This window comes from Arthrobacter sp. 9V, assembly GCF_902506065.1.
In the GTDB taxonomy this organism is placed as follows: Bacteria; Actinomycetota; Actinomycetes; order Actinomycetales; family Micrococcaceae; genus Arthrobacter.
In genome coordinates, this window is the sequence record NZ_LR732912.1 from 4,622,907 (window position 1) to 4,647,348 (window position 24,442).

The following is a 24,442-nucleotide window of genomic DNA, read 5'->3' on the forward strand; positions in this document are numbered from 1 at the left end:
TTACGTTCCGGAGATGACCATGACGCAGGACACCAGCGGCCCCCGGCCGGTACCCACCCTTGAAATGGTGGCTGCCTTGGCCGGGGTGTCGCGGGCCACCGTGTCCCGCGTGGTCAATGACAGCCCCAGCGTGGACCCGGAGTTGGCGCAGTCCGTGAGGAAAGCCATCCTGGCGCTGGACTACACACCAAACCGTGCTGCCCGTTCGCTGGCCAAACGCCGCGCGAACACGGTCACGCTGATCGTTCCGGAGTCCACGTCCAAGGTCTTCGCGGATCCCTTCTTCGCCTCGGTAGTGCAGGGCATCGCCTTGTATCTCACTGACACCGAGTACACGCTGAACATGGTGATCTCCTCCGAATCGAAACCGGAGAAGACCCGCAGCTTCCTGCTCGGTGGCAACGTGGACGGCGTCCTGGTGGTGTCCCACCACAGTGGTGATAACTCGTGGACGCACCTCTCGGGGTCACTTCCCATGGTGTTCGCTGGTCGCCCCTTGGTGGGCGGCAAGGAGAGCTACTACGTGGATGTTGCCAACGAGCAAGCGGCTTACGAGGTCACACGGCTCCTGACTGAAAGTGGCCGGAAGAACGTTGCCACCATTGCCGGCCCGCAGGACATGCCCCCGGGCCTGGACCGCCTCGCCGGGTGGAGAACAGCCGTACGGGAGGCGGGTCTTGGGGAGGGCTTGATGGAGGAAGGCGACTTCACGTTGGCCTCCGGCGCCAAGGCAATGCACCGCCTGTTGGATCGTGGTGTACCCGTTGACGCCGTATTCGCTGCGAACGATCAGATGGCTGCCGGTGCCTACACCGCCATCCAAGGGCGAGGCCTGCGCATCCCGGAGGACATCGCCGTGGTCGGTTTTGACGATGATTCGTTTGCTACCTCCGTAACACCTGCCCTGACCACCGTGCATCACCCCATTGTTGAACTCGGCAAGAAGATGGCCGAGACCCTGGTGAACCTGATCGAGGGCAAACCGGCAGAACGCGTCACCAGAATGCCCACCTCGATCGTGATCCGGGACTCCGTTTAGCTCTTTCATACTGTGCCTCGAAAGGCTGTTTCATGCTTCCTGCTCCAATCAGCACCGTCGCACCTTCGCTGGCAACAGGGCGCCCCATCAGTTGGGGCGTAGTGGCCACAGGCTCCATTGCCCAACGCGTAGTGGAAGACCTCGCGCTCCTTGAAGACGCCGTGCTCCAGGCTGTCAGCTCCCGCTCGGAGGCATCGGCGCGGACCTTCGCGGAGAAGTTCGGCTTTGCTGCGGCGTATTCCGACGTCGGAGAGACGCTCGGTTACGAGCGGCTGCTCGCTGATCCCGCCGTCGAGGTGGTCTACGTTGCCACGCCGCACGCGCAGCATTACGCGGTCGCTTTGGCCGCACTCAAGGCGGGCAAGCACGTCCTGTGCGAAAAGCCCCTCGCCATGGATGCCGTGCAGGCCCGTGAACTGGCTGACCTGGCCCGGGACAAGGGACTGTTCCTGATGGAGGCTGTGTGGACCCGGTTCCTGCCGAGCTTCTGCAGAGCCTTGGAGATCCTGCGTTCGGGAGAAATCGGAGAACCACGCTGGCTTCAGGCCAATCTTGGCTTCGTGCCTGCCTACGATCCCAAAGCCCGGATTTGGGATCCGGCCGCCGGCGGTGGAGCGTTGCTGGACCTCGCCATTTACCCGTTGACGTGGGCGCTGGGAGTTTTCGGTGAGCCCGGCAGCATGCTTGCCAGCGGAGTTATAACTCCTGAGGGCGTGGACCTGCAGAATTCACTGGCCCTGAGCTACCCGAGCGGAGCATATGCACAGGTCATCACCTCAATCGGTGCAGAGTGCCCCAGCGTAGTGACGGTAGGAGGCTCCGAGGGTTGGTTGCGGTCCTCTGCTCCCCTTTTCAATCCGGCCGAGCTCACCATTCAGCCTCGTAGCGGCACGCTGCGGACGGAGAAATTTGAGGCGTCCGGGCATGGGTTCATTTACGAGCTGCGCGAGGTGACCCGTTGCCTCCAAGCCGGGCTGACCCAGAGCCCGTTCATGACTCCTGAGGAGTCGGTTGGGACCATGGAGCTGTTGGATGAAGCTCGTCGGCAGATGGGCCTCCGCTATCCCAGCGATCCTCAGACTCCCATCGCAGCAGATCACCTGGCTGACACTCCAGCACCTCACACAGCGCTTCGAGCGTAGTAAAACGGACCGCCTTCGCACGCCCGTTCTTGAGTACAGCCAGGTTCGCCGGGGTGATGCCCACCTTCTCGGCGAGAACTCGTACGGGCATTTTGCGCTTGGCCAGCATGACGTCGATGTCCACGATGATGGCCATCAGATCACCTCATCCAGCTCGGCCCGGAGTTCAGCGGCTTCAACATCCCGTGCCACAGCCTGGGCCAAGAGGGTTCGCATCACCAGCACAATCAGGGCCACTCCCCCGATCATCAACGCCGCCCCGCATATCAGCAACACAATGCCAGGGGCTGTCTCACCTGGCGCCAGGATCACTGCGATGCCAAACATCAGCACCGCTGCGAATGCGATGGCTCCGAAGATGACGTCCACAAATCGGAAAGCCCTGTGGGAGAACACCGTCCCGCGGCGCGCCATGGTCAGCAAACGCCATACGCACACTGCAACCACTTGGACACACAGAATTCCCAGGACCACGATTGCCAGCAGCGCAATGCGGGGACCGTCCGGAGCTCCGGCCTCAATAAGGTCAGTTGAGAGCAGCGGCACCATCCGTACCTGCACAAATACTGCACCTGCCAGCAGCAGTGCGATTACTACCCTCAAGGCGAGGATGGTCAGCTTTCCCATGGGAACTCCTTTATCGAAGAACAACCTTATTCTATCGATATTCGATAGTTAAGCAAGTGGAGTTATGGCTCCCGTAGATAGTCAGCTTGCTTACTAAAGCCTCTTTCCCTAGGCTTGAACAGGTCAGACAAACAACTCTCACAGCGGCGGCACGCGCTAAAAAGCAGTCCGCCGCGCCATGGAGGAGGAACAATGTCAGAACACAACATCACAGGCAAGAAGGTCGCATTCCTGTTGACGGACGGCGTGGAGCAGGTGGAACTCACCAGCCCATGGCAGGCGGTCAAGGACGCGGGAGGCGAGCCAACGCTCGTGGCTCCCTCCAAGGGAAAACTCCAAGGCTTCAATGGCGTGGACAAGGGTGACACGTTCGACGTCGACCTCGCCGTCGCCGATGCCAACGCTTCCGACTTTGACGCCCTGGTTCTTCCCGGCGGCGTTATCAACGCGGATCACCTCCGCGTTGATAAAGACGCGCAGAACTTCACGCGCGCATTCTTTGAGCAGCACAAGCCGGTGGCGTCCATCTGCCACGGGCCGTGGATTCTCATTGAGGCCGGCGTGATCAAGGGCCGCAACGTCACCTCGTACCACACGCTCCAGACGGACCTGAAGAACGCGGGTGCCACTTGGACGGACGAGGAAGTGGTGGTGGACCAGGGCTTGGTCACAAGCCGCAACCCGGACGACCTCCCCGCCTTCAATGCCAAGGTGGTCGAGGAAATCTCCGAGGGGCAGCACGCAGGGCAGACCGCCTAGCGGGTCACCGGCCCCCAATAAATGGGGCTTAATTGGGCACAGACACCGCGTGCTCGAACCGGCCGGCGCGTGTTCCGCGCCGCCAGACGTCGCGGATGTTCAAGGTGTCGCTGATCGCAATGGTGGGGTCGCCGTCGACCAGGAGCAGGTCTGCGCGCTGCCCCACCGCGATGGTTCCACGGTCGGTGAGCCCAAAACGCCGGGCGGTGACTTCCGTTGCAGAGCTGAGCACTTTCGTGGGCGCCAGGCCGGCGTCCACGAAGTGCTGGAGCTCCTGATGAACGCTGGCACCGTGGGCCAAGCCGCCCAAGAACGGCAGTGGCTGGGAAACATCCGTACCTATGAGCAGGTCAACTCCAGCCTCGTCCAGCGCACGCAAGGTGTTCAGAACGTCCTGAAGACTGCCCTGAGGGAAACGGTTGAAGCTACTGCGCAAAGTTTCATCCCACTCCTTTGAGAGCTTCGACGCTACCCTCGGATCATCTGCAAGCGGGGCCCCTGTTATCCCCATCATGGAAGCATTGAGAACCACGCACGCAACCACGAAAGTGTTGGACTGAGCGATCGCGTCCACTATCTCGGGGGTATGGGGACGATCCATAAACAGATGTGCCAAACCATCAATTCCGGCCTCGATGCTCATCCGCGTCGCGTCAAGAGTGAGGGCGTGCGCGATCGTGGTCATGCCTAGCCGGCGTGCTTCCGCTACTCCGGCGTTCAGTGTGGCTTGATCGAGCATTGGCAGGCCCGGGTGCCCTTCGACAGTTCCGTCGTCCACCATGAATTTGATGTAGTCAGAGCCGGCGCCGGCAAGCTGCTGTACAACGGAGATGGCTTCCTCCGGCGAAGTGACCTTCGCACGCACAATGGGGTCCACCCTCGGCCGGGCGGCCAGGCCCCCGCCCCGGCCACCGCTTCCGCGCTCCGGACGGAAGTCCTTGGGGAACAACTCCTCCGGATGGCCACCGGGCGGGGTCAGCCCAAAACCGGCAGAACGCACATCCGCCAATGAGTCGTTCTGCATAATATGGTCCCGGTCCCGGGCCGTGTTGACGCCTTGCATTTCCAGCTCGGTGGTCACACCGAACTGCAGCGCCATCCGCAGCCCATTGACGTCGGTATGGACGTGCGCATCGATCAAACCCGGGAGAAGCGTTGTCCCCGGGGCGTCAATAACCTCGGTTCCTTCCGGGACTCTCTCCATAATTGCCTCGATGAGACCGTCAGCGAGGACTACCACCTTCCGGCCCAGGTTCTTGGTACCGTCAAATACCCGGTCAGCCACAATTGCAGTGCGCATAGGAATAGTCCCCGTTTCACGTGTTATGCATCAGTCGATGGCCTCGCTTCAATACGTGCATAGTATCATCTATGTGACAAGTTGCACGCAGTTTTAGGAGAAGTTATGAATGAGCAGAGCCCCGACTCCATGAAGGCTCCCGATGATGAGGCGCTTCTGGAGACGATCGGCACAGCTTTCTCCAAACTGCGGCGGCGGACCTCAAGCGTTCCCTTGGACCCCCCGATCGAACGAACCAATATCCAACGTGACCTTCTCTTGGCGGTGGTTGAAGAATCCGACGGCCTCTTGAGCGTGAACGCCGTTGCCGCGGCTTTATCGATGGATCGGACCGCAGTCAGCCGGCTCGTAGCCCGCTGCGTGTCTGAAGGTCTACTAGAGCGCGTCGCTTCCCAAACGGATGGGCGAAGCATCACGCTCCGACTCGCCTCCCAAGGGCACCAGACACTCGCGCACTCCCGCCGTCAACAGCGGCAGGCGTTCGACTACATCACCAAGGACTGGGAACATGAGGAGCGGATCCAATTCGCCAGGTTGCTGCACAAGTACGTTACGGCCACGGCATCCCTGCCCCGGCCTTCAACGGACGACTAAGGTGAGCGCTGGCTCCAAGTCATCACAAATTCCGGTAGGGGTCGGCGCAATCAAGGGGCACCACGTCACCCGGCACCACCAACCAAGGTGTCGCCCAGAACATCCAGGAACTCGGCAATATCCTTCGCTCCTTCAATCGCGGGGGTGGCGAAATCGCCATCGCGTCCGATCAGGAATGCGCTGGGGAACTTGCTGATGTTCATCAGGCGGGCCGCCATCCTTCCGGAATCAAGAAGCAGATAATCCGCCATGTCCGGATGCATTTCAAGGGCGCTGTGAGGTGATTCGTCCAGCACCAGGCGCGCGGTGGCAAGGCCGGCCGCTCGGCTCCTCCATGCATTCAGTGCGTCACCGGCGATCATGCATGAGGGGCAACCCTTCTTGGTGAACAGCAGCACTACAGGGCAATCACGAGCAATTGTTTGCAGGTTCACCGTTTGAAGCCGGATGTCCCGAAGGCCCAATTCCGCGGCCCGTTTAACGGCTGGCACGCCCTTTTCTCCACCGGCTATTTCGGGAGCCATCGCAACTCCAGCCAGTACGGCCAGGGCCAGCACCAGGAAGCCCACAACCACAGTAGATAGGTCGTGACGCCAGAGGATCCCCGGGCCGCCTCCCACCAGGGCCCCTGCTGCCACAAGAGTGAGCACAGCATTCCGGACGACTGTCCACCAGCTGATGGTGGTCTTTTTGGCACCAAAACAATTGCACTCCGCCGGCTGGTCCCGAACCGCTGCTCGCCACACAGCGGCCAGGAACGCCCCGGAAAGCATCAGTGCCGCTGCCGAGAAGGGGAAGTACCACTTTCCCGGAGCGGCCAGTAGGCCCAGCGCAATGAGCATCTCCAGCCACGGCAGACCCTGGGCAATAAGTGGGCGCCTGAGGAAGGAAGGGACAGCCAGGGATTCCATTCCGGCAGCGACCGCTCCGGGGGACCTGAGCTTGGCCCAGGCCGCGACGAGGAACATGACCGCAACACAGCCGGCGAGACTGCCGAATAAGGACGAAAAAGACATGAGAAAGTCCACTACCCAAGACTAGGGATGAGAGGGCGCCGCGCAAATCCTCGGGATCAGATAGGAAATGCGGAATAGGACATTTGAGTTAGCGAGTTCATTCACTATGTTGACCTGATGTAAATTCCCGTGGGAGTGCTTGCTGACATCCCTTATCGAGTGCATTTCAGCAATCGAATTTTACTGGTCCCAGTCTCGGGAAGGTTTCATTGAAATGACCGATCCTCAAGAAATAAGCAAGATTACCAGGCGCAAGGTCGCAAAGGGTGCAGCTTGGTCGCTGCCCGCCATCGCAGCGGCCGTTGCAGCTCCGGCCGCTGCGGCTTCTGTTCCACCCCCAGCCTGCCCCGGATGTTTTGAGCCCGGCGCTATCCCACTGCCGTTCACCTCGCAGGTTCTCGTGTCCAACAAATCTGGAACTCTCGCTATCGTTTCTGCGCTGAACGTGGATTCCAGCGGTTGTGACGTCAGCCTTTTCCAACCGGCATACTCCGCCATCATGACCAGCGCCATACTGACCATGTCCAATGGAAGCACCTACAATTCCACTGCCGGGCTTGGTACCGGCGTTGGAACGTTCGGCTCCATCAGCGCATTCAACATGAATGCAATCTTTTCAGGCACCAATTTCCCGGTAGGCGGCTCACTCGTCTCCGGCTATCCGGTGGTACCCACCAAGCTTTGCGTGAATTTCAACATGGTCCTGGTAGGCCTTCCCAGCCTTATTCAATTGCAATGCCCGGTTAAGCTTTGCTGGGATATCCGCACCACCGCAACCGGCATCGTCGCTCCCGTTCCATTCGTCAACACCGGAGCCGGCACGCTGAACTTCACGGGGCTAATGTCCCCCGCCTAAAGCTTTGGGCAGCGAAGTACCGTCGTAATGTTGCGCAGGTCACACTCGCCGCATACGCTGGGGGACGCTGCAGCGTGGCAGCAAGGATGAAAGGCAGTACATTGGCCAGCGACAAGCTCTCCGTAGTTGTTCGCGTCGACGTTGACGGCGAACAGATCCAGATCGCAGCAACCGGTCGGGTGACCGCTTTGAGCCTCCAGGGGCTTTACCCGGTGGTCCAACGCACCAGGAGCCTTGGCGGCGGACTCGGCGTCGAAATGGACCTATCCAAGGCGACTATTGACCAAGATGCCCTCGAACAGCTGCAGGGCTACGCCGCACTCCACGCTGTTCCGGTGCGCCTCGCGGCGGACTTCGGCAACGTGACCGCACTTCCGGCCCGCAGCCTTCAAACCGCCAACCGCGCCGCCTAACCCCAACAAGTCAAGTACCCGCCGTCCAACAGGAGTTACACATGCGCAAAGTCACCGCCGGCCTGTTCCACTCAGTGGACGGCGTAGTTCAGGACCCCTTCAAGTTTCAGTTCGACAGCTTCGACGCCGAACTCGGCACCGGACTGACCAAGATGATCAACACTGTGGACACCGTGGTGTTGGGCCGCGTCAGTTACCAGGAGTGGGCCGGATATTGGCCGAATGCGCAGCAAGACGACGACTTTGCCGCCTTTATCAACCCTGTGGAGAAGTTCGTCGCATCCCGCACCTTGTCTGAGCCTCTTGAATGGGAGAACTCGCATCTGATCGAGGGCGATGTTGAGCAGTTCGTCACGGACCTGAAGTCCCGGGATGGTGGCGAAATCGCCGTTTGCGGCAGCATCTCCTTGGTCCGTCAGCTGCTGTTCGCAGGCATCCTGGACGAACTGACCCTGATGACCCACCCGGTGGTGGCTGGCAGCGGCCGACGACTTTTCGAAGAAGGCGATCCTTTGCACCGGCTCGTACTGGAGAACCAGTACGCCACCAGCAAGGGCAACGTGGTCAGCACGTACAGCCTTCTAAAAGACTGAACGCACGACGGCGACACCCGCCAGTCGCCGTCGGCCCGCCTCAGTCGTCTCACCCCTGCAGCAACGCTGCACCCAGCTCGCTCCTGAAGTAGAGCACGCTTCGGCCGTAACGGGTTGAGGTCACGAGCCCGGCGTCGCGTAGCACCCTGAGATGTTGATTCACTGCGGACGTTGTGACGCCGAAGCGTAGGCCGAGCTCGGTGGACGAGGCCGGGGTAGCCAGTGCCGTGAGCAGGCTGGTCCGGACCTCACCCAGCACGGCCACAATTGCAGCCGGATTTGTGATTCGCTCCGCCTCCCACATGGCGCCTTGGCCCCGGGCCGGGTACTCGAGCAGCGGCGGGTCGCCGTGATTCACGGGTGCGGAGGCCCTGCGGGTGAACATGGTGGGAACAAGGGTCAGCCCAAGGCCGTCCGTTTTCTCGGTCCGCGACGCCGGATTCTTCAGTGTCACGGAAATGACGCGACCATCGAACTCCACCGCGCCGGACAAGTCGTTCAGCATTGCAAACAGCCCGCCCTGCGCAATCTGCCGGCCCCGGTGGACGATGTCCGCTTCCAGGATGGTGCGCATTCGCGCCCAATGAGGTGCGAAGCAGGTGTCCCAGAACTCCCGAAGGACACGGACCATACGCCGGATGGCCGGAGCGACAGGGCCGGAAAAGAACGTGGGAACAGCGCCGTGCACCCGGATCAGGTCTCCATGGAACTGCTCGGCTGACATCTGCTCCAAGGCCGCGAACTCGTCATCGATCCGGGTGAGCGGGGAGTGAGGCCGGGGGTTCAGGAAGTCCGGTGTCCACAATCGGTTGTCCACCAAGGCCAGCAATCCGTCCAGGTCCAAGCGGGAGCGGGCCTCTTCTGTCCGACGCAACCAAGGAAGCTGAAGTGGATAGTGGCCGGGGTCTCGAATGGCTCTGAGGGACAGCCCAAGTTCACACAATGGTGAGATGCCAAACCGCACACCGCCCAAGTCCGCGTCTGACAACTCGTACTTCAACATGAAGCACAACGCTACATCAATACCGGTTACCCTCCAGGAATGAAAGAACTTGGGGCGTGACTACATCCCGCATAAACAAAGCCCCGCAGCACAGCCTCCGCGCGGCGCTGTCAGATCCCACCCTGAGGATCCTCGCCTCTGCCATTCTCGTGTCCACCCTGGGCCGCGGCATCTTCCTCACGTTGACGGTGCTGTATTTCAGCCGCTTCGTCGGACTGAGTGCCGTTGAAATTGCTGTGATCCTCTCCGTCTCCAGCGGCGTGGGCGTCGCCACGTCCTATATCGGGGGCCGCCTCGCCGACCACTTTTCCGCACGCCGGCTCCTGGTTGGAATGGTCGCCATCGAAGGTCTCGCGATCGCAAGCTATACGTTCGCGGGGAACTTCAGCACCGTCGTCGTGATTGCGTGTATCGCGGTAGGGGTCAACCGTGGTGCGAACGCCACGCGCTCCGCGATCATCGCCCGGGCCTTCGACGGTCCGAACCGGGTGAATGCGCGCGCAGTCCTCCGGACCGTCACCAACCTGGGCATCGCCGTTGGAGGGATGGTTGCCGGACTGGCACTTTTGGCCGGAACCGCGGGCGCGTTCCGGGGAATGATGGTGGGCGCCGGTGTTGTCTACATCCTGAGCGGGCTGTCCCTGCGCCGCCTCCCCAAGCGGGTAGACGCACCGCGCCACGATCCCGCCAACCCCGCCCCGAAGCGCGGAGTATCCCCCTTCAGGGACGGCCGCTACGTGCTTCTGACCGTGCTGTCCGGTATCTCCGGAATGCAGTTCGGCCTCGCCGAAATGGGCGTCCCGTTGTGGATTTCCCAAGACACCAGCGCCCCGGACGTCCTGATATCCGCCATCCTTGTCATTAACACTTTGTGTGTGGTCCTGCTGCAAGTTCCGTTGTCGCGCGGCACCGACCACCCCCGTCGTGCAGGAAATATCGTCATGGCTGGTGGCCTGCTCATGGCTGTAGCGTGCGTGCTCTACGCCTCGGCTGGCGGGGCGCCGGTCGTCGCCGCCATCGCCCTGCTGTGCGGCGCGGCCCTCCTTCACGCATTCGCGGAAATCCTTTCGCAAGCCGGAGCCTGGGGACTCAGCTTCGAACTGGCCAACCCCCTCCAAGCAGGCGCTTACCAAGGAATGTTCGGCATGGGATCCGCCCTGGGGGCCATGCTCGCACCGCTCGTGGTGACCGCCGCCGTCGTCGAACATGGCGCGTTTGGTTGGGGCATCCTGGGTGCCGTCTTCCTTGCGGCGGGGGCGGGAGTCATGCTGATAGCGCGGAAGGCGTCGACGACGGCGGTAGTAGCCTAAGCGGTCACAGGCCCTGGTGGCTGCCCCCCCCGCCGGAAACATGCTCCCCAGCCAGCCCGACGGGATGGTCCGGGTCAACGGGCTCATCCCCAGCCGAGCAATCCGGGCAAGGCCCATCAGGGAACTCGCCCATTTGCTTCCAGATCCACCCCTCCAGGCAGTAGTTGTTCCGGCAGTCCTTTTGCCCCATACCCGTCTCCCCAAAAGCATTCGCTGTCTCGGTGGATATGTAGCGCCAAGGGACGATTTACTACGCGAGACGGTACCGGGATTCCTACTGGACTCGGGGGGTGTGTGGCCGGCCCGGGGGGTCTAAGTCAGAACCGGCCACACTGTCCGCTGAGCAAGCGGACTTTACGCACAGCCGGCCAGCCAACATATGGGGCCTTGCCAGTGCGCAGTGACCGGCCGACGAAAGGGTCTCGTCTTCCCATCAACCGTGGCCGCGGTTCCGCATCCGAAATGCACCCAGCAGCCTGTCACTTACTTAGTAGTGAAGCCACTGACCGAATCGTGACATGGTTTTGTGAGCTTTTATTTGATTCTTACTGAATGAAACCTCCGCCTCGCCCCGGCTGCCCGACTCCTCAACGATTTCCTTGGTCCTCTTCTCAGCAGCCCTTCTTCGTGGCTTCATGGGCTGAGACCCGTTGCGGTCTTTTATCTGGCTCCGCGAAGCGATCCTTTTGGATAATGACCGGCGAACGGTCAGGGACGTGTCCCAAAGCGTCCTGGGTGGTTGTGGTCAGGACTGTGCAGGTCAGTAGCCACCGTTCGGGATCGTCCTCGGGCAGCTCCGGATCGGGCCAGAACTCGTACAGGCCGGCGAAGCCCAGCAACGGCTCTTTCTCCGAGAACAGATAGTTCGGGATCTTCTTCCCGTCCTCGGCTTCTGCCATTCGTAGTAGCCCTCGGCAGGCAAAATGGCTCTGCGCTTGACTGCGGCCGAGCGGAAGGACGGCTTCTCCAGGATCGTCTCACTCCGGGCATTGATCATTTTGGACCCGATTTTGGTGTCCTTTGCCCAGGACGGCACGAGACCCCATCGGGCCACCAGCAGGCGCCGGTCAAGGGTGCCCTCGTCCAGGCGTTCGGCCACGATCGGCACGTTCTGGGTCGGGGCGACGTTCCAGCTCGGTCCTGGAGGGCTGCCATCGACCTCTTTGGCCTCGAAGTGGCTCAGAAGGTCGCTTGTTGCTTTGGACATCACGTATCTGCCGCACATGAGCCCATTCTGCCTTGTGCCCTGCTTGGATCACGCAACCAAGACTTTCCTGGTTGCTGCTTCTGGTGTGTTCACAGTGTATTAGGGGCACGATGAGGCTTCAGCCATCAGTATTCGTCGGCATTTTGGTTATTTCCGCGCTAGCGCTCACGGCGTGTTCCTCATCCGCGGCATCAACCAGCAGCCGATCCACCGTCCCAACCACCAGCGAGGTGCTCTACGAAGTGGTCGGGGGGCAGAAGGGTGCGTCGATCACCATGGAGACGCCGACCGGGACCAGCCAGCAAGATGTCTCCATCCCTTTGAAAAAGAAGAGTGCCGGAGCCAGCGACACCGGCCTCACGTTCACCTTTGATCCTGGGGATTTCGTTTATATCAGCGCCCAGGGCCGCGGAGGGAGCAACTACGTCATTTGCCGCATCTCGGTGAATGGTAAGGTCATCAGCCAGAACACTGCTACCGGCTACGATATAGCGACGTGTAAAGGCGAAGCCTGAGCGGAGAGACTCGCCGGACCCGTGGAATCCGTGCGGTGCCGCACGTAAGGGGATCCTCCAGCGTGCAGCTGGCCCGATCATTGTGGCGGGCTGGTATGGCAGCATGTGGTTATGAGCGCGCAGCTTGAAGTTCCAAGGCTTGAAGACCTGAGTGATATCGGGGTTGGGGTCGAGCCGTCTGATCAGCCTGGGGTGGTCTCTCTGGTCGCGTGGGGGAACGACGGAAGCACCGTAACGCTCACCTGGGACGAGATAGCTGGGTCAGCGAGCATCCGCTGGCTCAACGGTGACGAAGTGCGCCTTGTTCTTGAACGAGAGACCCCGGTGAAGATCAGTGTCCGAGACGAGCGCGGCGTCATTGAGTTCCACGTCTGGTCCCGTTGGGAAGGAATGGGCGGCGAATTGATCGTACGGGTCGGCGAGCACGTGGCGGTCCACGACACACTTCTACGTACTTAGCAGCCGTCTTGCGGTCGGTCGGGGATCCTCAAGCGGACCCTGCGCCATGACCGCTCATCCTCGGCTGGCGTGGTGCCCTAAACGCTACACGGTTAGCCGTCCCACTTCCTTGGAACTGGGACACCACTGGCGAGATACTCCCCCGCAGGCCCGGACCCGTCATTTTCAGAAGTCGACTGCACTGGCACCCGCGGAATTCCGAGGTAGTGCAGACGAGTATGGACATTGAGATGTCAGAAGTGCCCTGCACGGAAAAGCATTCTGCTCAGTAGTCCTTTGCACCAACCAGCAGGAACTACTTCTTTGGTGCCGCGGTCGGTTGCTGCCGGGACCCATCGGTAGAGGGTGGGTACGGAGACTCCCAGGGTGTCGGCGACCTCCCGGGGCGGTGTTCCCTGGTTGAGGAGCTTTCGGACTGAGCGGATCTTGGCATCCGTCATGATGCGTTTGCGGCCGCCGACCCGTCCTTGGTTCGCGCGAGGCCGGCAGTCCGGCCTGCGTGCGTGCGACCATGGGTCCCCGTTCCATTTGGGCCAGGGAAGCCATGACGTTGAAGAAGAAACGTCCCGAGACCGTCGTGGTGTCAATCACATCGGTGAGGCTAACGAACCCTACGCCGCGGTCATTCAGTCTGCCGGCGAAGTCCAGGAGGTCTTTCACGCTCCGGCCCAGACGATCCAGCTTCCACACCACCAGGGTGTCACCCTCGCGCAGGTTGTCCAGTGCTTGGTCGAGGCCGGGGCGTTGGGACTTGGTGCCGCTGATCGTGTCTTGGTAGATATTGTCGCATCCGGCCTTCTGTAAGGTGTGGCACCAGCGAATTGGGCCCGATGCCGACGTGACTGGCGACTTCAAAAGGAGTTGGGTATCGTGACCGGCAACCGGCACAGCAGGTGCCTGCATATTGGGGGAAAATTGACAAAGAAGAAAACTGCCCTGCTATCCGTGGGCATGATTAGCCTTGGACTTCTAGTCGGGCAAGTAGTGGCTGCAACTGCGGCTCCTGACGGCGGCCGGTGAGCCGCAAGGTTAGGTTTGAACCATGGGGAACCTTCCTGCATATGAGAAAGCTCCGCAGAGTCCCTGGACTGATCGCGGTGCAGCCCGTAGCGATCACTTAGAGTTGCTGTCATGACTCAACCCCGCCGCCCGGCACGCCGCTGGTTCAGCGTTGGAGTTGGGGTAATCTTCTTGCTCCTCATTGGTGCCGCCTGCAGTTGGGCACTGCTGACGGTGCTCCAGCCAACTGAAGATCCGCTTGTTGCGACCGATCACACTTTTGCTGAGGTTGCTCAGGGCGAGGTGGGTGCGTCGTTGAGCTTGAACGCCATTGCGAAGTGGACACCGGTCCCAGCAGGCATAAACGCGGCGACGGGCGTGGTGACCAGCATCGATGTCGAAGGTGGCCAAGAAGTAGTCCAGGGAACGCGGCTCTACAGCGTGAACCTCAGGCCGGTTGTGGTTGCACAAGGCGAAGTCCCGGCATTCCGCGCCCTTGCGGCGAATACCGTTGGAGCGGATGTCAAGCAGTTGCAGTCGATGCTCGCGGCCCTGGGATACTATGGCGGCGCGATCGATGGGATGACGGGTACCGGAACGGTCCGTGCTATCAAGGAGTGGCAAGGATCACTTGGGCTGGAGAAATCCGGTGTCGTGGAGCTCGGGGACGTCGTTTTCGTCCCGACGTTGCCCACTCGCATCACGTTAGACACGGACGGAGTGCAACTCGGCACCAGGCTCGTCGGGGGTGAGCGCTTAGTGAACGGGCTTTCCACGTCCCCGGACTTTAGACTATCGGTCACAGAAACTCAGGCCACGACGATCCGCGCTGGAACTCGTATCGAGATCACCTCTCCTGAGGGAAGCACATGGATTGGGGTAGCGGCAGATCAGGCGTTGGACTCGAAGACCGGCGCGATCCAGGTGAGCGTGTCAGGAGATGGCGGCAACGTCATCTGTGGTGAGGAGTGTGGCACGGTTCCTGTCGCGGGCGAGGTGATGCTACCGGCAAAGATCATCACGGTGCCACAGGTGACCGGACTCGTCATACCTTCATCCGCGCTGATCACTACTGCGAACGGACAGACCGCGGTAGTCGATGCTGAGGGCACCCGCATTCCAGTCGTCGTGGAAGCATCTGCGAAGGGCATGTCTGTCATCAGTGGCGCGGAGGCTGGGTTGACAGTCCGAGTCCCTGGCTCAGCGAAAGCCGCACCATGAATGACATCGTCCTTGAAGCGCGCGATGTGACATTCGGGTACGTACCGGACAGACCGGTCGTCGAGAACTGGTCAGCTGAGTTCCCAGCCGGAACCATGACCGCGCTCACCGGCCCTTCGGGCCGGGGGAAGTCCACGTTGCTCTACCTGCTTGGGCTGATGCTACGCCCTAGTGCAGGTCAGGTCTTTGTTTCGGGGCGTACCTGCGGGGACCTCAGCGATACCAAGCGGGCCAGGCTTCGCGCGCATTCTTACGGCTTCGTCTTCCAGGATTCCGCGCTCGACGCAACTCGAACCGTTCTCGACAATGTGACTGAGACGGCCCTCTATCGCGGGCTCCCGCGGTCGAAGGTCACGTCACAGGCGCAAGAACTCCTTGAGCGCTTTGGCGTTGACGTTCCTGTCCTTCGAAAGCCCGGGCAGGTCTCCGGCGGGCAAGCCCAGCGCATCGCCCTGTGTCGTGCGCTCCTGAACGACCCAGTGATCGTACTAGCGGACGAACCGACCGGGAACCTCGATGCCGGTACCGCCGAGACCGTCGTTGCAGCGATGCGCGAACGCGCCCGCGCGGGGGCTGCCGTCATTGTGGTCACTCATTCACTAGACGTCGCAACCCTCTGCGACAGGGAGATCCGACTGTGATCCCGTCGGTGCTCCGGGAAGCTTCGGCCTCGGCCCGATCCCAGCCCGTGGCCTCGTCGATTACGGTGCTCGTTCTCATCGCTATGATCGTCGCAGTCATGCTCACCACCGGCCGCACCGTGGGAGCCGAGCAGCAGGTACTCGGCTCCATCGATTCCGTCGACACACGATCCATAAAGCTCCGAGCCGAAGCAGGATCCGGACTCACCAGCAGCGTCCTGGAGCGCTTGGCCTCCATCGAAGGCATCGAATGGGCGGGTGGATTCTCCACAGCCGTGGACGCCACCAACGCCGCTATCCCAGGCGGGACCCGAGTGCCCGTTCGATACTTCTATGGCACCCACATTGAGCGACTCGGGGTCCCCACAGATCCGGCGATACCCGATACATCAGCTTGGGCCTCTCCCGCGGCACTCGAGCAGCTCGGCCTCCCCGATCAAAGCGGCGGTATCTCACTGAACACCGGAGACTCCTTTAGCCTCGTCGGCTCTATGGAGGTGCCGGACTTCCTAGCTGGCCTCGAACCAGTGGTCTTAGTACCGCGTCAGCACTCAACCGGGACCGAAAGCATCGGTCTTCTCATCGTGATAGCTGAACGTCCCGACCTTGTCGCACCAGTAAGCGCCGCGGTTCTTTCGATATTGGACGCCGATGATCCAAGCAAGATAAACGTGCAGACCAGCGCAACGCTCGCTCAGCTTCGCTCGTTGATCGAAGGGCAACTTGGATCTTTCTCACGTGGACTCATCCTCGCCCTGCTGGCGTTGACTGGCCTACTGGTCGCCGTTCTCCTCTATGGCCTCGTTATGATGCGCCGCAAAGACTTCGGCCGGCGCCGCGCTCTCGGAGCCACTCGAGGTCTCATCATTGGGCTGCTCCTTACACAGACAGCCCTGTTAGCCGGCATCGGAATCGTCATTGGCATCATCGCGTCCATGATCATTCTCCTCGCCAGCGGGGACCCTTGGCCAGGAGCCGGTTTCACTACAGCGCTGGCAACCCTCGCGCTAACCACCGCGCTCACCGCCGCACTTCTTCCGGCCATCGTCGCCAGTTCCCGAGAACCCATCCGAGAACTCCGCGTGCCGTGAATGGACAGTCCGGGTATCGAAGATCGTCTTTCCTCCAATAACTTTGACTTTCTGACGGAGGGTCGCAAAGCTAGCCACAGGCTGCGCGAGGGGTGCAGTCTACTAACCGGGGGGAATAACTTGAAAAAGACAAAAACCATTGTTGGCGCGGCCGTGCTGGCAACGGCGTTCGCGCTTGGATCAGCAGTGCCAGCGTCTGCGGCTCAAAGCGCCTACTTCGGCGGCAGGGAGTGCTGGTGGCCCGACAGCCCTAGAATGATCCTGACCTCCAGCGGCATTCAAGATATCAAGGTCTACAACGACAACGGTTCAATCTCGCAAGGCTGGTGGCAGCACTCGGGGACGAGCCGCACGAACTCTGTCACGGGCAACAGCCAGAGAGCTACAAATGGTTATGCCTACACGAGCGCCGCCTATTGGAACAGCGCCGGATGGTCGACCGGGTGCAAGCTTTGGTAGCAGCGAAATCTTCGAGGCTGACCATGCTGGCCTTGGCCAGCATGGTCAGCCTCGGCCTGCTTGCAGGCTGCGCTGGCACCGGCTCGCCAAGTCCGAGCGACGAAACTCCAACAGCCCAAGATCTAGACAACGCGGCTGAAAACATGGAGAGGTGTCTTCAGGAAAAAGGTTGGGACGTAGAAGTTAAGCCGGATGGCGGGGTAAACATGACCGTGCCGGCCGGTCAGGAAGAACCATACAATGCTGATTTGAAAGCATGCGAAGCATCCTTCGGGTACGACGTCGCCCCGGTCTATTCAGACGACCAAGTCCGCGAAATGTACACGAAGGTGGTGGCGACGGCAGACTGCCTCACCGCCCAAGGCCACGACCCCGGAAGTCCGCCATCTGAGCAGACATTCGTGGAGCAGGTCCAAAGCGGCGTTGGCGGATGGGACCCATACATCGACCTGTATCCCTCGGCAATGAGTGAAGACAAATACTTCGAAGCCCTCGGAAAGTGCCCACGAACATGGCACTAATGTAAGTCGCTGCAGGAGACTTGCAGCCGTTCAGGACGACAGACGGACACTCAGTTCAACTAGGTCCGGGATCACCAGGGGGCGCCTCTACTCGGCGAGGCGGCCAGCGGACTATCCGATAATTGACCGCAGTTGTGTGGCAGCATCAATGACGCTGCGGCCATCCGTGACTAGCCGGTGCACCCACTCAGGCGTCAGCGCATCAAGTTCGCGAGCTCTGGCATTACTGCGCTTGATGTGCTCGAGAACATCGGTCCCCGCGCTGCGGCGGCCTAATCTTGCCTGAGCAGTCTCAACGGTAGCGGTCAAAAGCACGGCTACAACCCTAGGTTCATCACCCATAGCCGCGACGAGTTGTTGGGCATGGAGCTCGAACGCTATCGAACTCTTTTCTACGCCGGAGCGGCCCCAAATAAGCAGCACTTCACTTCGTATGTCCACTTCTTGAGTATGGTCCAGATGCTTACCGTCCCATTTCCTTAGAAGTGGGACACCATTAGCGGGACACTCCCCCATCGGTCAGGAGACGCGAGAATGTGAATGTTGGCGATAAATGGCGCTGTTCTTGCGTCGCTCCGTGTCGCCTCGGATCACTCACCCAGGGCTAGAGCTGGCCAGCAGGCAACCTCCTCCGGCGCCCGCTCAACTCGCCTCGAAACCCCAGCTTTTCGAGACACAGAGGCTATGAGACACCCCGGTGAGTTCAAAGAAGGAGTCGGAGACCGCGGGCGGGATCGCCTATCGGATCAGCTGGTCACTTGAAGGACCTGAACACGATCGAGTCTAAAACGGCGCGCGCCTCCCTTATCAGCTCCGGATTGATCGATTCGTCGATATAGCCCAATGCAACGACAGCCCGCCGGCCCTCCAAGTCGACCACCCGGTAGGTCTCGTGTTCATTCTGAGTCGAGTACCAGTGTGTGCAGTGGTACATCATTTCTGAGTGGATGCAGAACTTGCCGCTGTCGCAGGCCGGGATGTCCACGTCGCCCTCGACGGAGTGGTCGAACTCGAAGCCGGGGTAATCGCCCACCATGATCTTGACAGGAGGAGTGCTTGCCGTTGACGATTGCGCCGCCATAGCCCTAGTGAAGGCCCAGTCCGCAGGACCGACATCGGCAAGGGCACCCCTCCAGTGGCATGCGTCCATCGACACATAGAACGCGGACCCAAGGGTCAGGCGGACGGCCCATTCAGCCGGGTGATCCGGGTCATCCTTGCCCAGGCTGTTGCCGTCGAGAGCAGACCAGCCGCCTGGAACGGTGATCTCGAAAGGCTCCTTGTAGCCGTCGACGGGGACTAGATATGTGCCGGCGTCGATATCGCCACTCTTCGGCAGCGGCGGGACCGTGCGAGGGTCGCGACTCTCAGGCAGCGGTGGGACCGTGCGAGCCTCCGTCATCGGAGAACTGGCAGACGGCAGGGATGCGTCGTCGGACTCATACTCGCACCCGCCGAGACATCCAATCAGTGCGATAGCCAGCAAGGGCAAGAGATGGCGTGACCGCTGAGCGGCCTTTTCGATGGGTGTCATAGAACTCATTGATCCACCAGGCCACTACAAGCTACTGTGAGGCCCCGCAGCCGGGTGGCCTCGCAGGCGGTCCGAGATGGGATGCCGTCGCCTCAGTCTCCTCCGGTAGAGAACCCGTGACAATGAGAGTTGGAATGAAATGAGTTTCGACTCATGCAACCCCCGCAATGACAGGAGCGCCCTGAAGCAGCGGTGAGGAAACGCCAAAATTGCGGCAGCTTTCACCGCCCGAGTCTAACCAGCCAATGAGACCTGGCGGTAGCTCACGTCTCGTAACCCTTGGGATAAGAGACGTCTCACTGATGTAGCCCTGCTCCCCTGCGCAGCTTGCCATTCTGAACCCCGGCGGGTCTTGCAACTATGCCTCGCAACTAAGTGTTTCGAGATCGGTGATCATCGTCAGTTACAAGACAGGCACGTCACCCGATATTGGCGGTGCAGTCGGATGTGCCATTTCCTTAGAACCGAGACGCCCCCGTGGATGGTCACTATCCGGTGGCGACTGGCTCTGCCATCCGCAGCCCGACCTGCGCGTAATATTTCCGTCCCAGATGTTGTCCCAAATCATTTGCCGTGAGCAGCAGACTCCAAGACAACTTCCGGGACAGTTGCCTCTATGGCTCAGGATTCCATGCCGAGGTATCGGTAGACGGTGGCGCGGCTGGCTCCGATGATCTTTCCGATGTCCGTCGGCTTGAGACCGCGAGCTTTCAGTTCATGTGCCCTCTTGACCTTCTCGTGGTCTGTCGTGACTTCCCGGCGGCCTGCTTTACGTCCGTTAGCGGCTGCAGCAGCCATGCCAGCCTTGGTGCGCTCGGAAAGCTGGTCTCGTTCACGCTGGGCGAAAGCGGAAATGATGGTAACCATCGCCTGGGCCATCGCTCCCCCGACCTCGCTGGCCGGGTCAGTGGCGATGCCATCCCGCAGGGACCGGAACTTGATGCCTCGCACCTTGAAATCATCCAAGAGCTCGAGCAAGTGGCGGGTGTTGCGTCCCAACCGGTCCAGCTTCCACACCACGACTTCATCCCCTGCGCCGAGACGGTCCAGCATCCGGTCCAGTTCCGGGCGGCTTACCCGGGTCCCGCTGATCCCCTGGTCCTTATAGATCCGCTCGCACCCAGCTGCTTCCAGTTCCCGGATCTGCAAATCAGTGTTTTGGTCAGCCAGGCTGACACGGACGTATCCAAGGCGAGCCATCACTTCTCCGGGTCTTATCAAAGGATCCATGGATGAGATGGCCGACGAAGTCGACAGCTGAAGTCGCTACCAGTTCGAGTACCCACCAGAACCTTGCCCCGAAATACTAAGCAAGCTTATGGTAGTGATTGCACCGGCACTTATCTGACGAGACCAGAGAGCGGAGCAGCCATGGCACTGACCCAGGTGGCAGACGGTGTCCATCGCTTCTCGGACGCCTACGTGAATTTCTATGTGGTGGAGGGCCGCGACGGCCTCACGCTGATCGATTCCGGCCTACCGGCCATGTGGACACCGCTGGATCAGTCGCTCAGAACCTTAGGCCACTCCCTCCAGGATATTCGCGCCCTGGTGCTGACCCACGCACATTTCGACCATCTGGGACTCGCCAAGCGTCTTCACCAGGAATTGAGTATTCCCGTGTGGGTGCATGCCGAGGATTCCTTCATTGCCAACCACCCCTACCGCTACCGGCATGAACGCTCCCGATTCATCTTTGCCCTGACCCATCCGCGGGGACTGCCGGTAATGGCCAGCATGACCAAGGCTGGCGCGCTCAACGTCAAGGGGCTCAGCGACCTCCGTCACTTCCCCGGAACCGGTGCGCTACCCGTGCCGGGCAGCCCGGAGATCATCTTCTCCCCCGGCCATACCAGCGGCCATTGCGGACTTTTTCTTCGCGAGCGCGGGATCCTCTTCAGCGGGGATGCGCTGGTCACCATGGATCCGTACACGCAACGCACGGGCCCCAGAATTGTGGCCGGCGCCGCAACGGCTGACAGTGCGCTCAACCTCGCCTCGCTCAAGCAGCTGGCGCAGACGCGGGCCGGCCTTGTTCTCCCCGGCCATGGCGAGCCGTGGACCAGGGGCATTGAGGAAGCCGTTTCCATCGCTCGGGCGAACGGGCCAGCCTAAAGTGCTATTTCTTGCCGGCTTTCAAGTCGGAGATCACCTTGGCAATGCGTCGCGTGCGGGTCTCGGGCGTCTTCGCATCGGCGATCGGTTCCACATAACGCCGCTGGGCGCTGTAATTGAGCGTTCCGTAGAAAGCCTTAGCGTCGGGCTCGGCGTCCAGTGCAGCCACAAGATCATGGGGCACTTCCACAACGCGTGGCTGGGTATCCACTTCAAGCCCCACCTCCACGGTGTCCCCGGCCGCGGCCCCGGTCAGTTCCCGGTTGGCCGAGCTGACACCCACCATGTACTTCCCGCCCATCACGGCGATGCTGCTTCGGTAACTCTGCCCGTTGATGGTCACTACCACTGGCGGTCGCTTACCTGCCCCGAGTTCCTGAACAATCTCGTCAGGAACCTCAATGCCGGCCTTGTTGCCCTCGCCCACGATGGTCGTTGTAAATTTCATGTCCCAAGTATGCCGCCGGTCGCCCGTAGACGCACCCGGTCAGCAGGACTAGGTTCAACGTAACGCCCCGCATGAAGCAAGGAGAGAGAACATGGACGAGCAGGACCTTTTGGAGCGAATTCAGTCTCTGGTTGAGGAAGAGCATCGCCTCCGCGACACCGCGTCAGTAGGTGGCGGAAGCGAGGACGACTTGGACGGCGATGGCAGTCGTGCCCGCTTGGCTCAGCTCGAAGCCCAGCTGGACCAGTGCTGGGACCTGCTACGCCAGCGTCGCGCCAAGAAAGACGCCGGCGAGAACCCTGACGAAGCCGAGCCGCGCCCCATCAGCGAAGTGGAGGGCTACCGGCAGTAACTAGGCTCCCTCGAGCACCTGACTGGTGGCCCACGCGAGGTATTTGGCTGCGTTGGCCACGGCATCGGCCACGTCCGGGATGCCGTCCTTGCGCTGGGCGACGTCCAGCAACTGGGCAGCAGCAACAATGCCGTGCTTGGCCAGGTCTTCAGGCGTCACGGTGATGCGTCCAGCCACTGCGATGACCGGGATGCCGTGCACGCTCGCGGCATCGGCCAACGCAATGGGCGCCTTACCCGTGAGCGACTGCTCGTCCATGGAACCTTCACCGGTAATCACCAGATCCGCCTCGCCCAAGTGCTTCGCGAGCCCGGTCAACCCGGCTACCAGCGCGAATCCGCCCTCCAGTGCGGAGTCAGTAAATGCCAGGAACGACGCCGGGAACCCGCCTGCTGCTCCAGCTCCCGGAATGTTGACGTCCCGGCCCGAAGCCTCCCGAAGGAGCGATGCCCAGTTGCGAAGACCGGCGTCGAGCTTCTCAACGGCGTCCTCATCAGCGCCCTTCTGGGCGCCGAAAACATGCGCGGCACCTTCGGGTCCGTACAGCGGGTTCTGAACGTCGACGGCGATCCTGAACTTCACGGCGGACAGCCGGGGATCCAGCTCGGAGACATCCAAGGCCACGACGTCGGCCAAGGAACCTCCGCCGAGGGGCACCATGTTTCCTGCTGCATCAAGGGGTTTGAGCCCCAAGGCACGCAAGGCTCCGCTACCGGCGTCGGACATGGCAGAACCGCCAAGGCCAAGCACGATCTCGGTGGCTCCGGCGTCGAGGGCCGCCGCGACGAGTTGTCCGCAGCCATAGCTGTGCGCGCGCAGCGAATTCTCCGGTGTCGGCTCCATGTGCGCCAGGCCCGAGGCCATGGCGGTCTCAATGACTGCGGTTGCCCCGCCGAAAGCGTCCTTGCGGATGGCCCACGAAGCTCCGACAGGCTTGAGGATGGGCCCCACAACTGCGTTGTTCCGCTCCTCGTAGCCCGCGGCAATTGCTGCGTCCAAGGTGCCTTCGCCGCCGTCAGCTATTGGGAATTGGGTGGTTACGGCGTCCGGGTAGACACGCAGGGCACCTTCGGCCATGGCTGAGGCGGCTTCGGCGGCGGTAAGGGATCCCTTGAACTTGTCCGGGGCGATGAGGATACGCATGGGTCCATCTTGCCAGCTTCACTCGGAAAGCGCTTGCCAACCGCGTAACCTTGGCGCTTACATGCGGTCCCAAGCCGCAAGTGCTCCAGGACCTACCCGCCGATCACCCGCAGCGGTTCCCCTCCAAGCCACGCCTTCACATCTTCGAACGCGCCGCCGTAAAACTGCCTGTAGCTCTCATGCGTTACGTAGCCGATGTGCGGGGAAAGGACGGTCCTCGGCGAATGCAGCAGCGCATGCCCGGCCGGGAGGGGTTCTTCGTCGAAGACATCCAGGGCGGCGCCGCGGATCCACCCCTCTTCCAGAGCCCGGATCAGCGCCGCCTCATCCACCAACGGCCCACGGGCAGTGTTGATCAACACCCCGTCCGGACCCAGGAGTCGCAGTTCCTCCGAGCCGACGATTCCCTCGGTCCTTTCGGACAACCGCAGGTGGAGGGTCACGACGTCGGACTCGCTGAAGAGTTCCTCTTTGCTTACCTTGCGGGCGCCGACAGTCGCCGCGGTTTCCTCCGTGAGGTTCTGGCTCCACGCGAGAACGTCCATTCCGAACGCCTTGGCATACCCCGCCATTCGCTTGCCGATTTTGCCCAAGCCAACAATTCCCAGGGTCTTGCCTTCAAGTTCAAACCCGACGCCGGCCTGCCAGTTACCAGCCCGCAGCGAGTTCTCCTCCACAGACAGATTGCGCGCAAAGGCGAGCAGCAGGGCCCACGTCAGTTCGGGCGCCGCAGCGGGTGACCCCGCCGTTCCACACACCTCGATCCCGCGTTCGGCCGCCGCTTCAAGATCGATCGCAGCATTCGCCATGCCAGTGGTCACCAGCAGCTTCAGGTTGGGCAACGCCTCCAGGACGTCCTGTGGAAAACGGGTTCGCTCGCGCATCGCCACAATGATGTCGAACGGTGCCAAGGCGGCCACGGCTTGCTCTTCCGAGCGGAAAGGTGAGCTGAAGACGCTGACCTTCACGCCGTCGTCGAGCAATGAATCCCAAGGGGCATAATCGCCGGAGACTTGCTGATAATCATCAAGGATGGCTAAACGGAATCGGGTCACGCTATTTATCCTTCCACGTCCCCCCGTTGC

The 24,442-nt window shown here is 61.2% G+C and carries 29 protein-coding genes and 2 pseudogenes; 16 read left to right on the forward strand and 15 right to left on the reverse strand.

What is annotated here, in order from left to right; genetic code table 11:
- The first annotated feature begins 19 nt into the window (after nucleotides 1-19).
- Together BACI9J_RS21270 and BACI9J_RS24800 are read left to right on the forward strand one after the other, a co-directional pair.
- The gene (locus BACI9J_RS21270) at nucleotides 20-1,039 is read left to right on the forward strand and encodes a LacI family DNA-binding transcriptional regulator (RefSeq protein WP_159736594.1); all 1,020 of its coding nucleotides are present in this window, start codon (nucleotides 20-22) and stop codon (nucleotides 1,037-1,039) included.
- A gap of 32 nt (nucleotides 1,040-1,071) precedes the next feature.
- Nucleotides 1,072-1,863 (forward strand): annotated as a pseudogene (locus tag BACI9J_RS24800) (Gfo/Idh/MocA family protein); the annotation flags it as partial.
- 166 nt (nucleotides 1,864-2,029) lie between these two features.
- On the opposite strand, the gene BACI9J_RS21280 reads toward BACI9J_RS24800, so the two are convergent.
- The gene (locus tag BACI9J_RS21280; protein WP_328699811.1) at nucleotides 2,030-2,317 is read right to left on the reverse strand and encodes a helix-turn-helix domain-containing protein; all 288 of its coding nucleotides are present in this window, start codon (nucleotides 2,315-2,317) and stop codon (nucleotides 2,030-2,032) included.
- Nucleotides 2,317-2,808, reverse strand: a complete 492-nt coding sequence (locus tag BACI9J_RS21285; protein ID WP_159736118.1) for a DUF2975 domain-containing protein — start codon at nucleotides 2,806-2,808, stop codon at nucleotides 2,317-2,319. The genes BACI9J_RS21280 and BACI9J_RS21285 overlap by 1 nt, the downstream gene beginning before the upstream one ends.
- A 192-nt stretch (nucleotides 2,809-3,000) precedes the next feature.
- Here BACI9J_RS21285 and BACI9J_RS21290 point away from each other — a divergent pair, with 192 nt between their 5' ends.
- Nucleotides 3,001-3,567 (forward strand): type 1 glutamine amidotransferase domain-containing protein, encoded by a 567-nt coding sequence (locus tag BACI9J_RS21290; protein WP_159736119.1) that lies wholly within the window; start codon nucleotides 3,001-3,003, stop codon nucleotides 3,565-3,567.
- Nucleotides 3,568-3,595: 28 nt separating this feature from the next.
- On the opposite strand, the gene BACI9J_RS21295 is transcribed toward BACI9J_RS21290, so the two are convergent.
- Nucleotides 3,596-4,867: an amidohydrolase family protein gene (locus BACI9J_RS21295; RefSeq protein WP_159736120.1), complete on the reverse strand. Its 1,272-nt coding sequence runs from the start codon at nucleotides 4,865-4,867 to the stop codon at nucleotides 3,596-3,598.
- Between the two features lie 105 nt (nucleotides 4,868-4,972).
- Here BACI9J_RS21295 and BACI9J_RS21300 point away from each other — a divergent pair, with 105 nt between their 5' ends.
- On the forward strand, nucleotides 4,973-5,461 hold the full coding sequence (locus BACI9J_RS21300) for a MarR family winged helix-turn-helix transcriptional regulator (protein WP_159736121.1): 489 nt from the start codon (nucleotides 4,973-4,975) through the stop codon (nucleotides 5,459-5,461).
- Nucleotides 5,462-5,526: 65 nt separating this feature from the next.
- Here BACI9J_RS21300 and BACI9J_RS21305 read toward each other — a convergent pair whose 3' ends face one another.
- Complete coding sequence (locus tag BACI9J_RS21305) at nucleotides 5,527-6,477, reverse strand: MauE/DoxX family redox-associated membrane protein (RefSeq protein ID WP_159736122.1); 951 nt, start codon at nucleotides 6,475-6,477, stop codon at nucleotides 5,527-5,529.
- 214 nt (nucleotides 6,478-6,691) lie between these two features.
- On the opposite strand from BACI9J_RS21305, the gene BACI9J_RS24490 reads away from it, so the two are divergent.
- The 3 genes from BACI9J_RS24490 (at nucleotide 6,692) to BACI9J_RS21320 (ending at nucleotide 8,339) form a co-directional block, all read left to right on the forward strand.
- Nucleotides 6,692-7,333 (forward strand): hypothetical protein, encoded by a 642-nt coding sequence (locus BACI9J_RS24490; protein WP_236558805.1) that lies wholly within the window; start codon nucleotides 6,692-6,694, stop codon nucleotides 7,331-7,333.
- An 86-nt stretch (nucleotides 7,334-7,419) separates the two neighbouring features.
- Nucleotides 7,420-7,746: a hypothetical protein gene (locus BACI9J_RS21315; protein ID WP_159736123.1), complete on the forward strand. Its 327-nt coding sequence runs from the start codon at nucleotides 7,420-7,422 to the stop codon at nucleotides 7,744-7,746.
- 41 nt (nucleotides 7,747-7,787) lie between these two features.
- Nucleotides 7,788-8,339: a dihydrofolate reductase family protein gene (locus BACI9J_RS21320; RefSeq protein WP_159736124.1), complete on the forward strand. Its 552-nt coding sequence runs from the start codon at nucleotides 7,788-7,790 to the stop codon at nucleotides 8,337-8,339.
- 49 nt (nucleotides 8,340-8,388) lie between these two features.
- Here the strand turns inward: BACI9J_RS21320 and BACI9J_RS21325 are convergent, their stop codons facing one another.
- Complete coding sequence (locus tag BACI9J_RS21325; protein WP_159736125.1) at nucleotides 8,389-9,342, reverse strand: ArsR/SmtB family transcription factor; 954 nt, start codon at nucleotides 9,340-9,342, stop codon at nucleotides 8,389-8,391.
- Between the two features lie 56 nt (nucleotides 9,343-9,398).
- Between BACI9J_RS21325 and BACI9J_RS21330 the strand changes: the two genes are divergently transcribed.
- On the forward strand, nucleotides 9,399-10,652 hold the full coding sequence (locus tag BACI9J_RS21330) for an MFS transporter (RefSeq protein WP_159736126.1): 1,254 nt from the start codon (nucleotides 9,399-9,401) through the stop codon (nucleotides 10,650-10,652).
- Between the two features lie 611 nt (nucleotides 10,653-11,263).
- Here BACI9J_RS21330 and BACI9J_RS24495 read toward each other — a convergent pair.
- A complete protein-coding gene (locus tag BACI9J_RS24495) occupies nucleotides 11,264-11,491 on the reverse strand; it encodes an SOS response-associated peptidase family protein (RefSeq protein ID WP_236558806.1) in 228 nt (75 codons plus the stop codon).
- Nucleotides 11,413-11,877, reverse strand: a complete 465-nt coding sequence (locus tag BACI9J_RS21335; RefSeq protein WP_159736128.1) for an SOS response-associated peptidase — start codon at nucleotides 11,875-11,877, stop codon at nucleotides 11,413-11,415. The genes BACI9J_RS24495 and BACI9J_RS21335 overlap by 79 nt, the downstream gene beginning before the upstream one ends.
- Before the next feature lie 92 nt (nucleotides 11,878-11,969).
- On the opposite strand from BACI9J_RS21335, the gene BACI9J_RS21340 reads away from it, so the two are divergent.
- Nucleotides 11,970-12,374, forward strand: coding sequence for a hypothetical protein (locus BACI9J_RS21340; RefSeq protein ID WP_159736129.1), 405 nt, complete (start codon nucleotides 11,970-11,972; stop codon nucleotides 12,372-12,374).
- A 111-nt stretch (nucleotides 12,375-12,485) separates the two neighbouring features.
- Entirely contained in the window at nucleotides 12,486-12,833 is a 348-nt protein-coding gene (locus tag BACI9J_RS21345) for a hypothetical protein (RefSeq protein ID WP_159736130.1), read from the forward strand.
- Between the two features lie 233 nt (nucleotides 12,834-13,066).
- Here BACI9J_RS21345 and BACI9J_RS24500 read toward each other — a convergent pair whose 3' ends face one another.
- Nucleotides 13,067-13,273, reverse strand: coding sequence for a helix-turn-helix domain-containing protein (locus BACI9J_RS24500; RefSeq protein WP_236558807.1), 207 nt, complete (start codon nucleotides 13,271-13,273; stop codon nucleotides 13,067-13,069).
- Between the two features lie 94 nt (nucleotides 13,274-13,367).
- Nucleotides 13,368-13,736 (reverse strand): annotated as a pseudogene (locus tag BACI9J_RS24505) (recombinase family protein); the annotation flags it as partial.
- A 228-nt stretch (nucleotides 13,737-13,964) separates the two neighbouring features.
- Between BACI9J_RS24505 and BACI9J_RS21355 the strand changes: the two are divergent.
- The 4 genes from BACI9J_RS21355 (at nucleotide 13,965) to BACI9J_RS21370 (ending at nucleotide 17,765) form a co-directional block, all read left to right on the forward strand.
- Nucleotides 13,965-15,053: a peptidoglycan-binding domain-containing protein gene (locus BACI9J_RS21355; protein ID WP_159736131.1), complete on the forward strand. Its 1,089-nt coding sequence runs from the start codon at nucleotides 13,965-13,967 to the stop codon at nucleotides 15,051-15,053.
- Nucleotides 15,050-15,694 (forward strand): ABC transporter ATP-binding protein, encoded by a 645-nt coding sequence (locus BACI9J_RS21360; protein ID WP_159736132.1) that lies wholly within the window; start codon nucleotides 15,050-15,052, stop codon nucleotides 15,692-15,694. Before BACI9J_RS21355 ends, BACI9J_RS21360 begins: the two co-directional genes overlap by 4 nt.
- Nucleotides 15,691-16,785: an FtsX-like permease family protein gene (locus tag BACI9J_RS21365; protein ID WP_159736133.1), complete on the forward strand. Its 1,095-nt coding sequence runs from the start codon at nucleotides 15,691-15,693 to the stop codon at nucleotides 16,783-16,785. The genes BACI9J_RS21360 and BACI9J_RS21365 overlap by 4 nt, the downstream gene beginning before the upstream one ends.
- Nucleotides 16,786-17,111: 326 nt before the next feature.
- Complete coding sequence (locus BACI9J_RS21370) at nucleotides 17,112-17,765, forward strand: hypothetical protein (RefSeq protein ID WP_159736134.1); 654 nt, start codon at nucleotides 17,112-17,114, stop codon at nucleotides 17,763-17,765.
- Nucleotides 17,766-17,876: 111 nt separating this feature from the next.
- Here the strand turns inward: BACI9J_RS21370 and BACI9J_RS21375 are convergent, their stop codons facing one another.
- The 3 genes from BACI9J_RS21375 to BACI9J_RS21385 all read right to left on the reverse strand — a co-directional run bounded on the left by BACI9J_RS21375 (nucleotide 17,877) and on the right by BACI9J_RS21385 (nucleotide 20,499).
- Complete coding sequence (locus BACI9J_RS21375; protein ID WP_159736135.1) at nucleotides 17,877-18,206, reverse strand: hypothetical protein; 330 nt, start codon at nucleotides 18,204-18,206, stop codon at nucleotides 17,877-17,879.
- Between the two features lie 313 nt (nucleotides 18,207-18,519).
- Nucleotides 18,520-19,308: a hypothetical protein gene (locus tag BACI9J_RS21380; protein ID WP_159736136.1), complete on the reverse strand. Its 789-nt coding sequence runs from the start codon at nucleotides 19,306-19,308 to the stop codon at nucleotides 18,520-18,522.
- Between the two features lie 612 nt (nucleotides 19,309-19,920).
- The gene (locus tag BACI9J_RS21385; RefSeq protein ID WP_159736137.1) at nucleotides 19,921-20,499 is read right to left on the reverse strand and encodes a recombinase family protein; all 579 of its coding nucleotides are present in this window, start codon (nucleotides 20,497-20,499) and stop codon (nucleotides 19,921-19,923) included.
- A gap of 171 nt (nucleotides 20,500-20,670) precedes the next feature.
- Between BACI9J_RS21385 and BACI9J_RS21390 the strand changes: the two genes are divergently transcribed.
- Nucleotides 20,671-21,414, forward strand: a complete 744-nt coding sequence (locus tag BACI9J_RS21390) for an MBL fold metallo-hydrolase (RefSeq protein WP_159736138.1) — start codon at nucleotides 20,671-20,673, stop codon at nucleotides 21,412-21,414.
- Between the two features lie 4 nt (nucleotides 21,415-21,418).
- On the opposite strand, the gene BACI9J_RS21395 is transcribed toward BACI9J_RS21390, so the two are convergent.
- Nucleotides 21,419-21,862, reverse strand: coding sequence for a YdeI/OmpD-associated family protein (locus BACI9J_RS21395; RefSeq protein WP_159736139.1), 444 nt, complete (start codon nucleotides 21,860-21,862; stop codon nucleotides 21,419-21,421).
- 91 nt (nucleotides 21,863-21,953) lie between these two features.
- Here BACI9J_RS21395 and BACI9J_RS21400 point away from each other — a divergent pair, with 91 nt between their 5' ends.
- Nucleotides 21,954-22,214 (forward strand): DUF2630 family protein, encoded by a 261-nt coding sequence (locus BACI9J_RS21400; RefSeq protein ID WP_159736140.1) that lies wholly within the window; start codon nucleotides 21,954-21,956, stop codon nucleotides 22,212-22,214.
- Here BACI9J_RS21400 and BACI9J_RS21405 read toward each other — a convergent pair whose 3' ends face one another.
- Together BACI9J_RS21405 and BACI9J_RS21410 are read right to left on the reverse strand one after the other, a co-directional pair.
- Nucleotides 22,215-23,357 (reverse strand): glycerate kinase, encoded by a 1,143-nt coding sequence (locus BACI9J_RS21405; protein WP_159736141.1) that lies wholly within the window; start codon nucleotides 23,355-23,357, stop codon nucleotides 22,215-22,217.
- A 92-nt stretch (nucleotides 23,358-23,449) separates the two neighbouring features.
- Entirely contained in the window at nucleotides 23,450-24,412 is a 963-nt protein-coding gene (locus tag BACI9J_RS21410; RefSeq protein ID WP_236558808.1) for a D-2-hydroxyacid dehydrogenase family protein, read from the reverse strand.
- Between the last annotated feature and the right edge of the window lie 30 nt (nucleotides 24,413-24,442).

Excerpts from the sequence above, each read along its gene's own strand:
- BACI9J_RS21270 (WP_159736594.1), top strand. The coding sequence starts at position 20 with ATGACGCAGGACACCAGCGGCCCCCGGCCGGTACCCACCCTTGAAATG.
- BACI9J_RS21280 (WP_328699811.1), bottom strand. The coding sequence starts at position 2,317 with ATGGCCATCATCGTGGACATCGACGTCATGCTGGCCAAGCGCAAAATG.
- BACI9J_RS21285 (WP_159736118.1), bottom strand. The coding sequence starts at position 2,808 with ATGGGAAAGCTGACCATCCTCGCCTTGAGGGTAGTAATCGCACTGCTG.
- BACI9J_RS21290 (WP_159736119.1), top strand. The coding sequence starts at position 3,001 with ATGTCAGAACACAACATCACAGGCAAGAAGGTCGCATTCCTGTTGACG.
- BACI9J_RS21295 (WP_159736120.1), bottom strand. The coding sequence starts at position 4,867 with ATGCGCACTGCAATTGTGGCTGACCGGGTATTTGACGGTACCAAGAAC.
- BACI9J_RS21300 (WP_159736121.1), top strand. The coding sequence starts at position 4,973 with ATGAATGAGCAGAGCCCCGACTCCATGAAGGCTCCCGATGATGAGGCG.
- BACI9J_RS21305 (WP_159736122.1), bottom strand. The coding sequence starts at position 6,477 with ATGTCTTTTTCGTCCTTATTCGGCAGTCTCGCCGGCTGTGTTGCGGTC.
- BACI9J_RS24490 (WP_236558805.1), top strand. The coding sequence starts at position 6,692 with ATGACCGATCCTCAAGAAATAAGCAAGATTACCAGGCGCAAGGTCGCA.
- BACI9J_RS21315 (WP_159736123.1), top strand. The coding sequence starts at position 7,420 with ATGAAAGGCAGTACATTGGCCAGCGACAAGCTCTCCGTAGTTGTTCGC.
- BACI9J_RS21320 (WP_159736124.1), top strand. The coding sequence starts at position 7,788 with ATGCGCAAAGTCACCGCCGGCCTGTTCCACTCAGTGGACGGCGTAGTT.
- BACI9J_RS21325 (WP_159736125.1), bottom strand. The coding sequence starts at position 9,342 with ATGTTGAAGTACGAGTTGTCAGACGCGGACTTGGGCGGTGTGCGGTTT.
- BACI9J_RS21335 (WP_159736128.1), bottom strand. The coding sequence starts at position 11,877 with ATGTGCGGCAGATACGTGATGTCCAAAGCAACAAGCGACCTTCTGAGC.
- BACI9J_RS21340 (WP_159736129.1), top strand. The coding sequence starts at position 11,970 with ATGAGGCTTCAGCCATCAGTATTCGTCGGCATTTTGGTTATTTCCGCG.
- BACI9J_RS21345 (WP_159736130.1), top strand. The coding sequence starts at position 12,486 with ATGAGCGCGCAGCTTGAAGTTCCAAGGCTTGAAGACCTGAGTGATATC.
- BACI9J_RS24500 (WP_236558807.1), bottom strand. The coding sequence starts at position 13,273 with ATGACGGATGCCAAGATCCGCTCAGTCCGAAAGCTCCTCAACCAGGGA.
- BACI9J_RS21355 (WP_159736131.1), top strand. The coding sequence starts at position 13,965 with ATGACTCAACCCCGCCGCCCGGCACGCCGCTGGTTCAGCGTTGGAGTT.
- BACI9J_RS21360 (WP_159736132.1), top strand. The coding sequence starts at position 15,050 with ATGAATGACATCGTCCTTGAAGCGCGCGATGTGACATTCGGGTACGTA.
- BACI9J_RS21380 (WP_159736136.1), bottom strand. The coding sequence starts at position 19,308 with ATGAGTTCTATGACACCCATCGAAAAGGCCGCTCAGCGGTCACGCCAT.
- BACI9J_RS21385 (WP_159736137.1), bottom strand. The coding sequence starts at position 20,499 with ATGGCTCGCCTTGGATACGTCCGTGTCAGCCTGGCTGACCAAAACACT.
- BACI9J_RS21390 (WP_159736138.1), top strand. The coding sequence starts at position 20,671 with ATGGCACTGACCCAGGTGGCAGACGGTGTCCATCGCTTCTCGGACGCC.
- BACI9J_RS21395 (WP_159736139.1), bottom strand. The coding sequence starts at position 21,862 with ATGAAATTTACAACGACCATCGTGGGCGAGGGCAACAAGGCCGGCATT.
- BACI9J_RS21400 (WP_159736140.1), top strand. The coding sequence starts at position 21,954 with ATGGACGAGCAGGACCTTTTGGAGCGAATTCAGTCTCTGGTTGAGGAA.
- BACI9J_RS21405 (WP_159736141.1), bottom strand. The coding sequence starts at position 23,357 with ATGCGTATCCTCATCGCCCCGGACAAGTTCAAGGGATCCCTTACCGCC.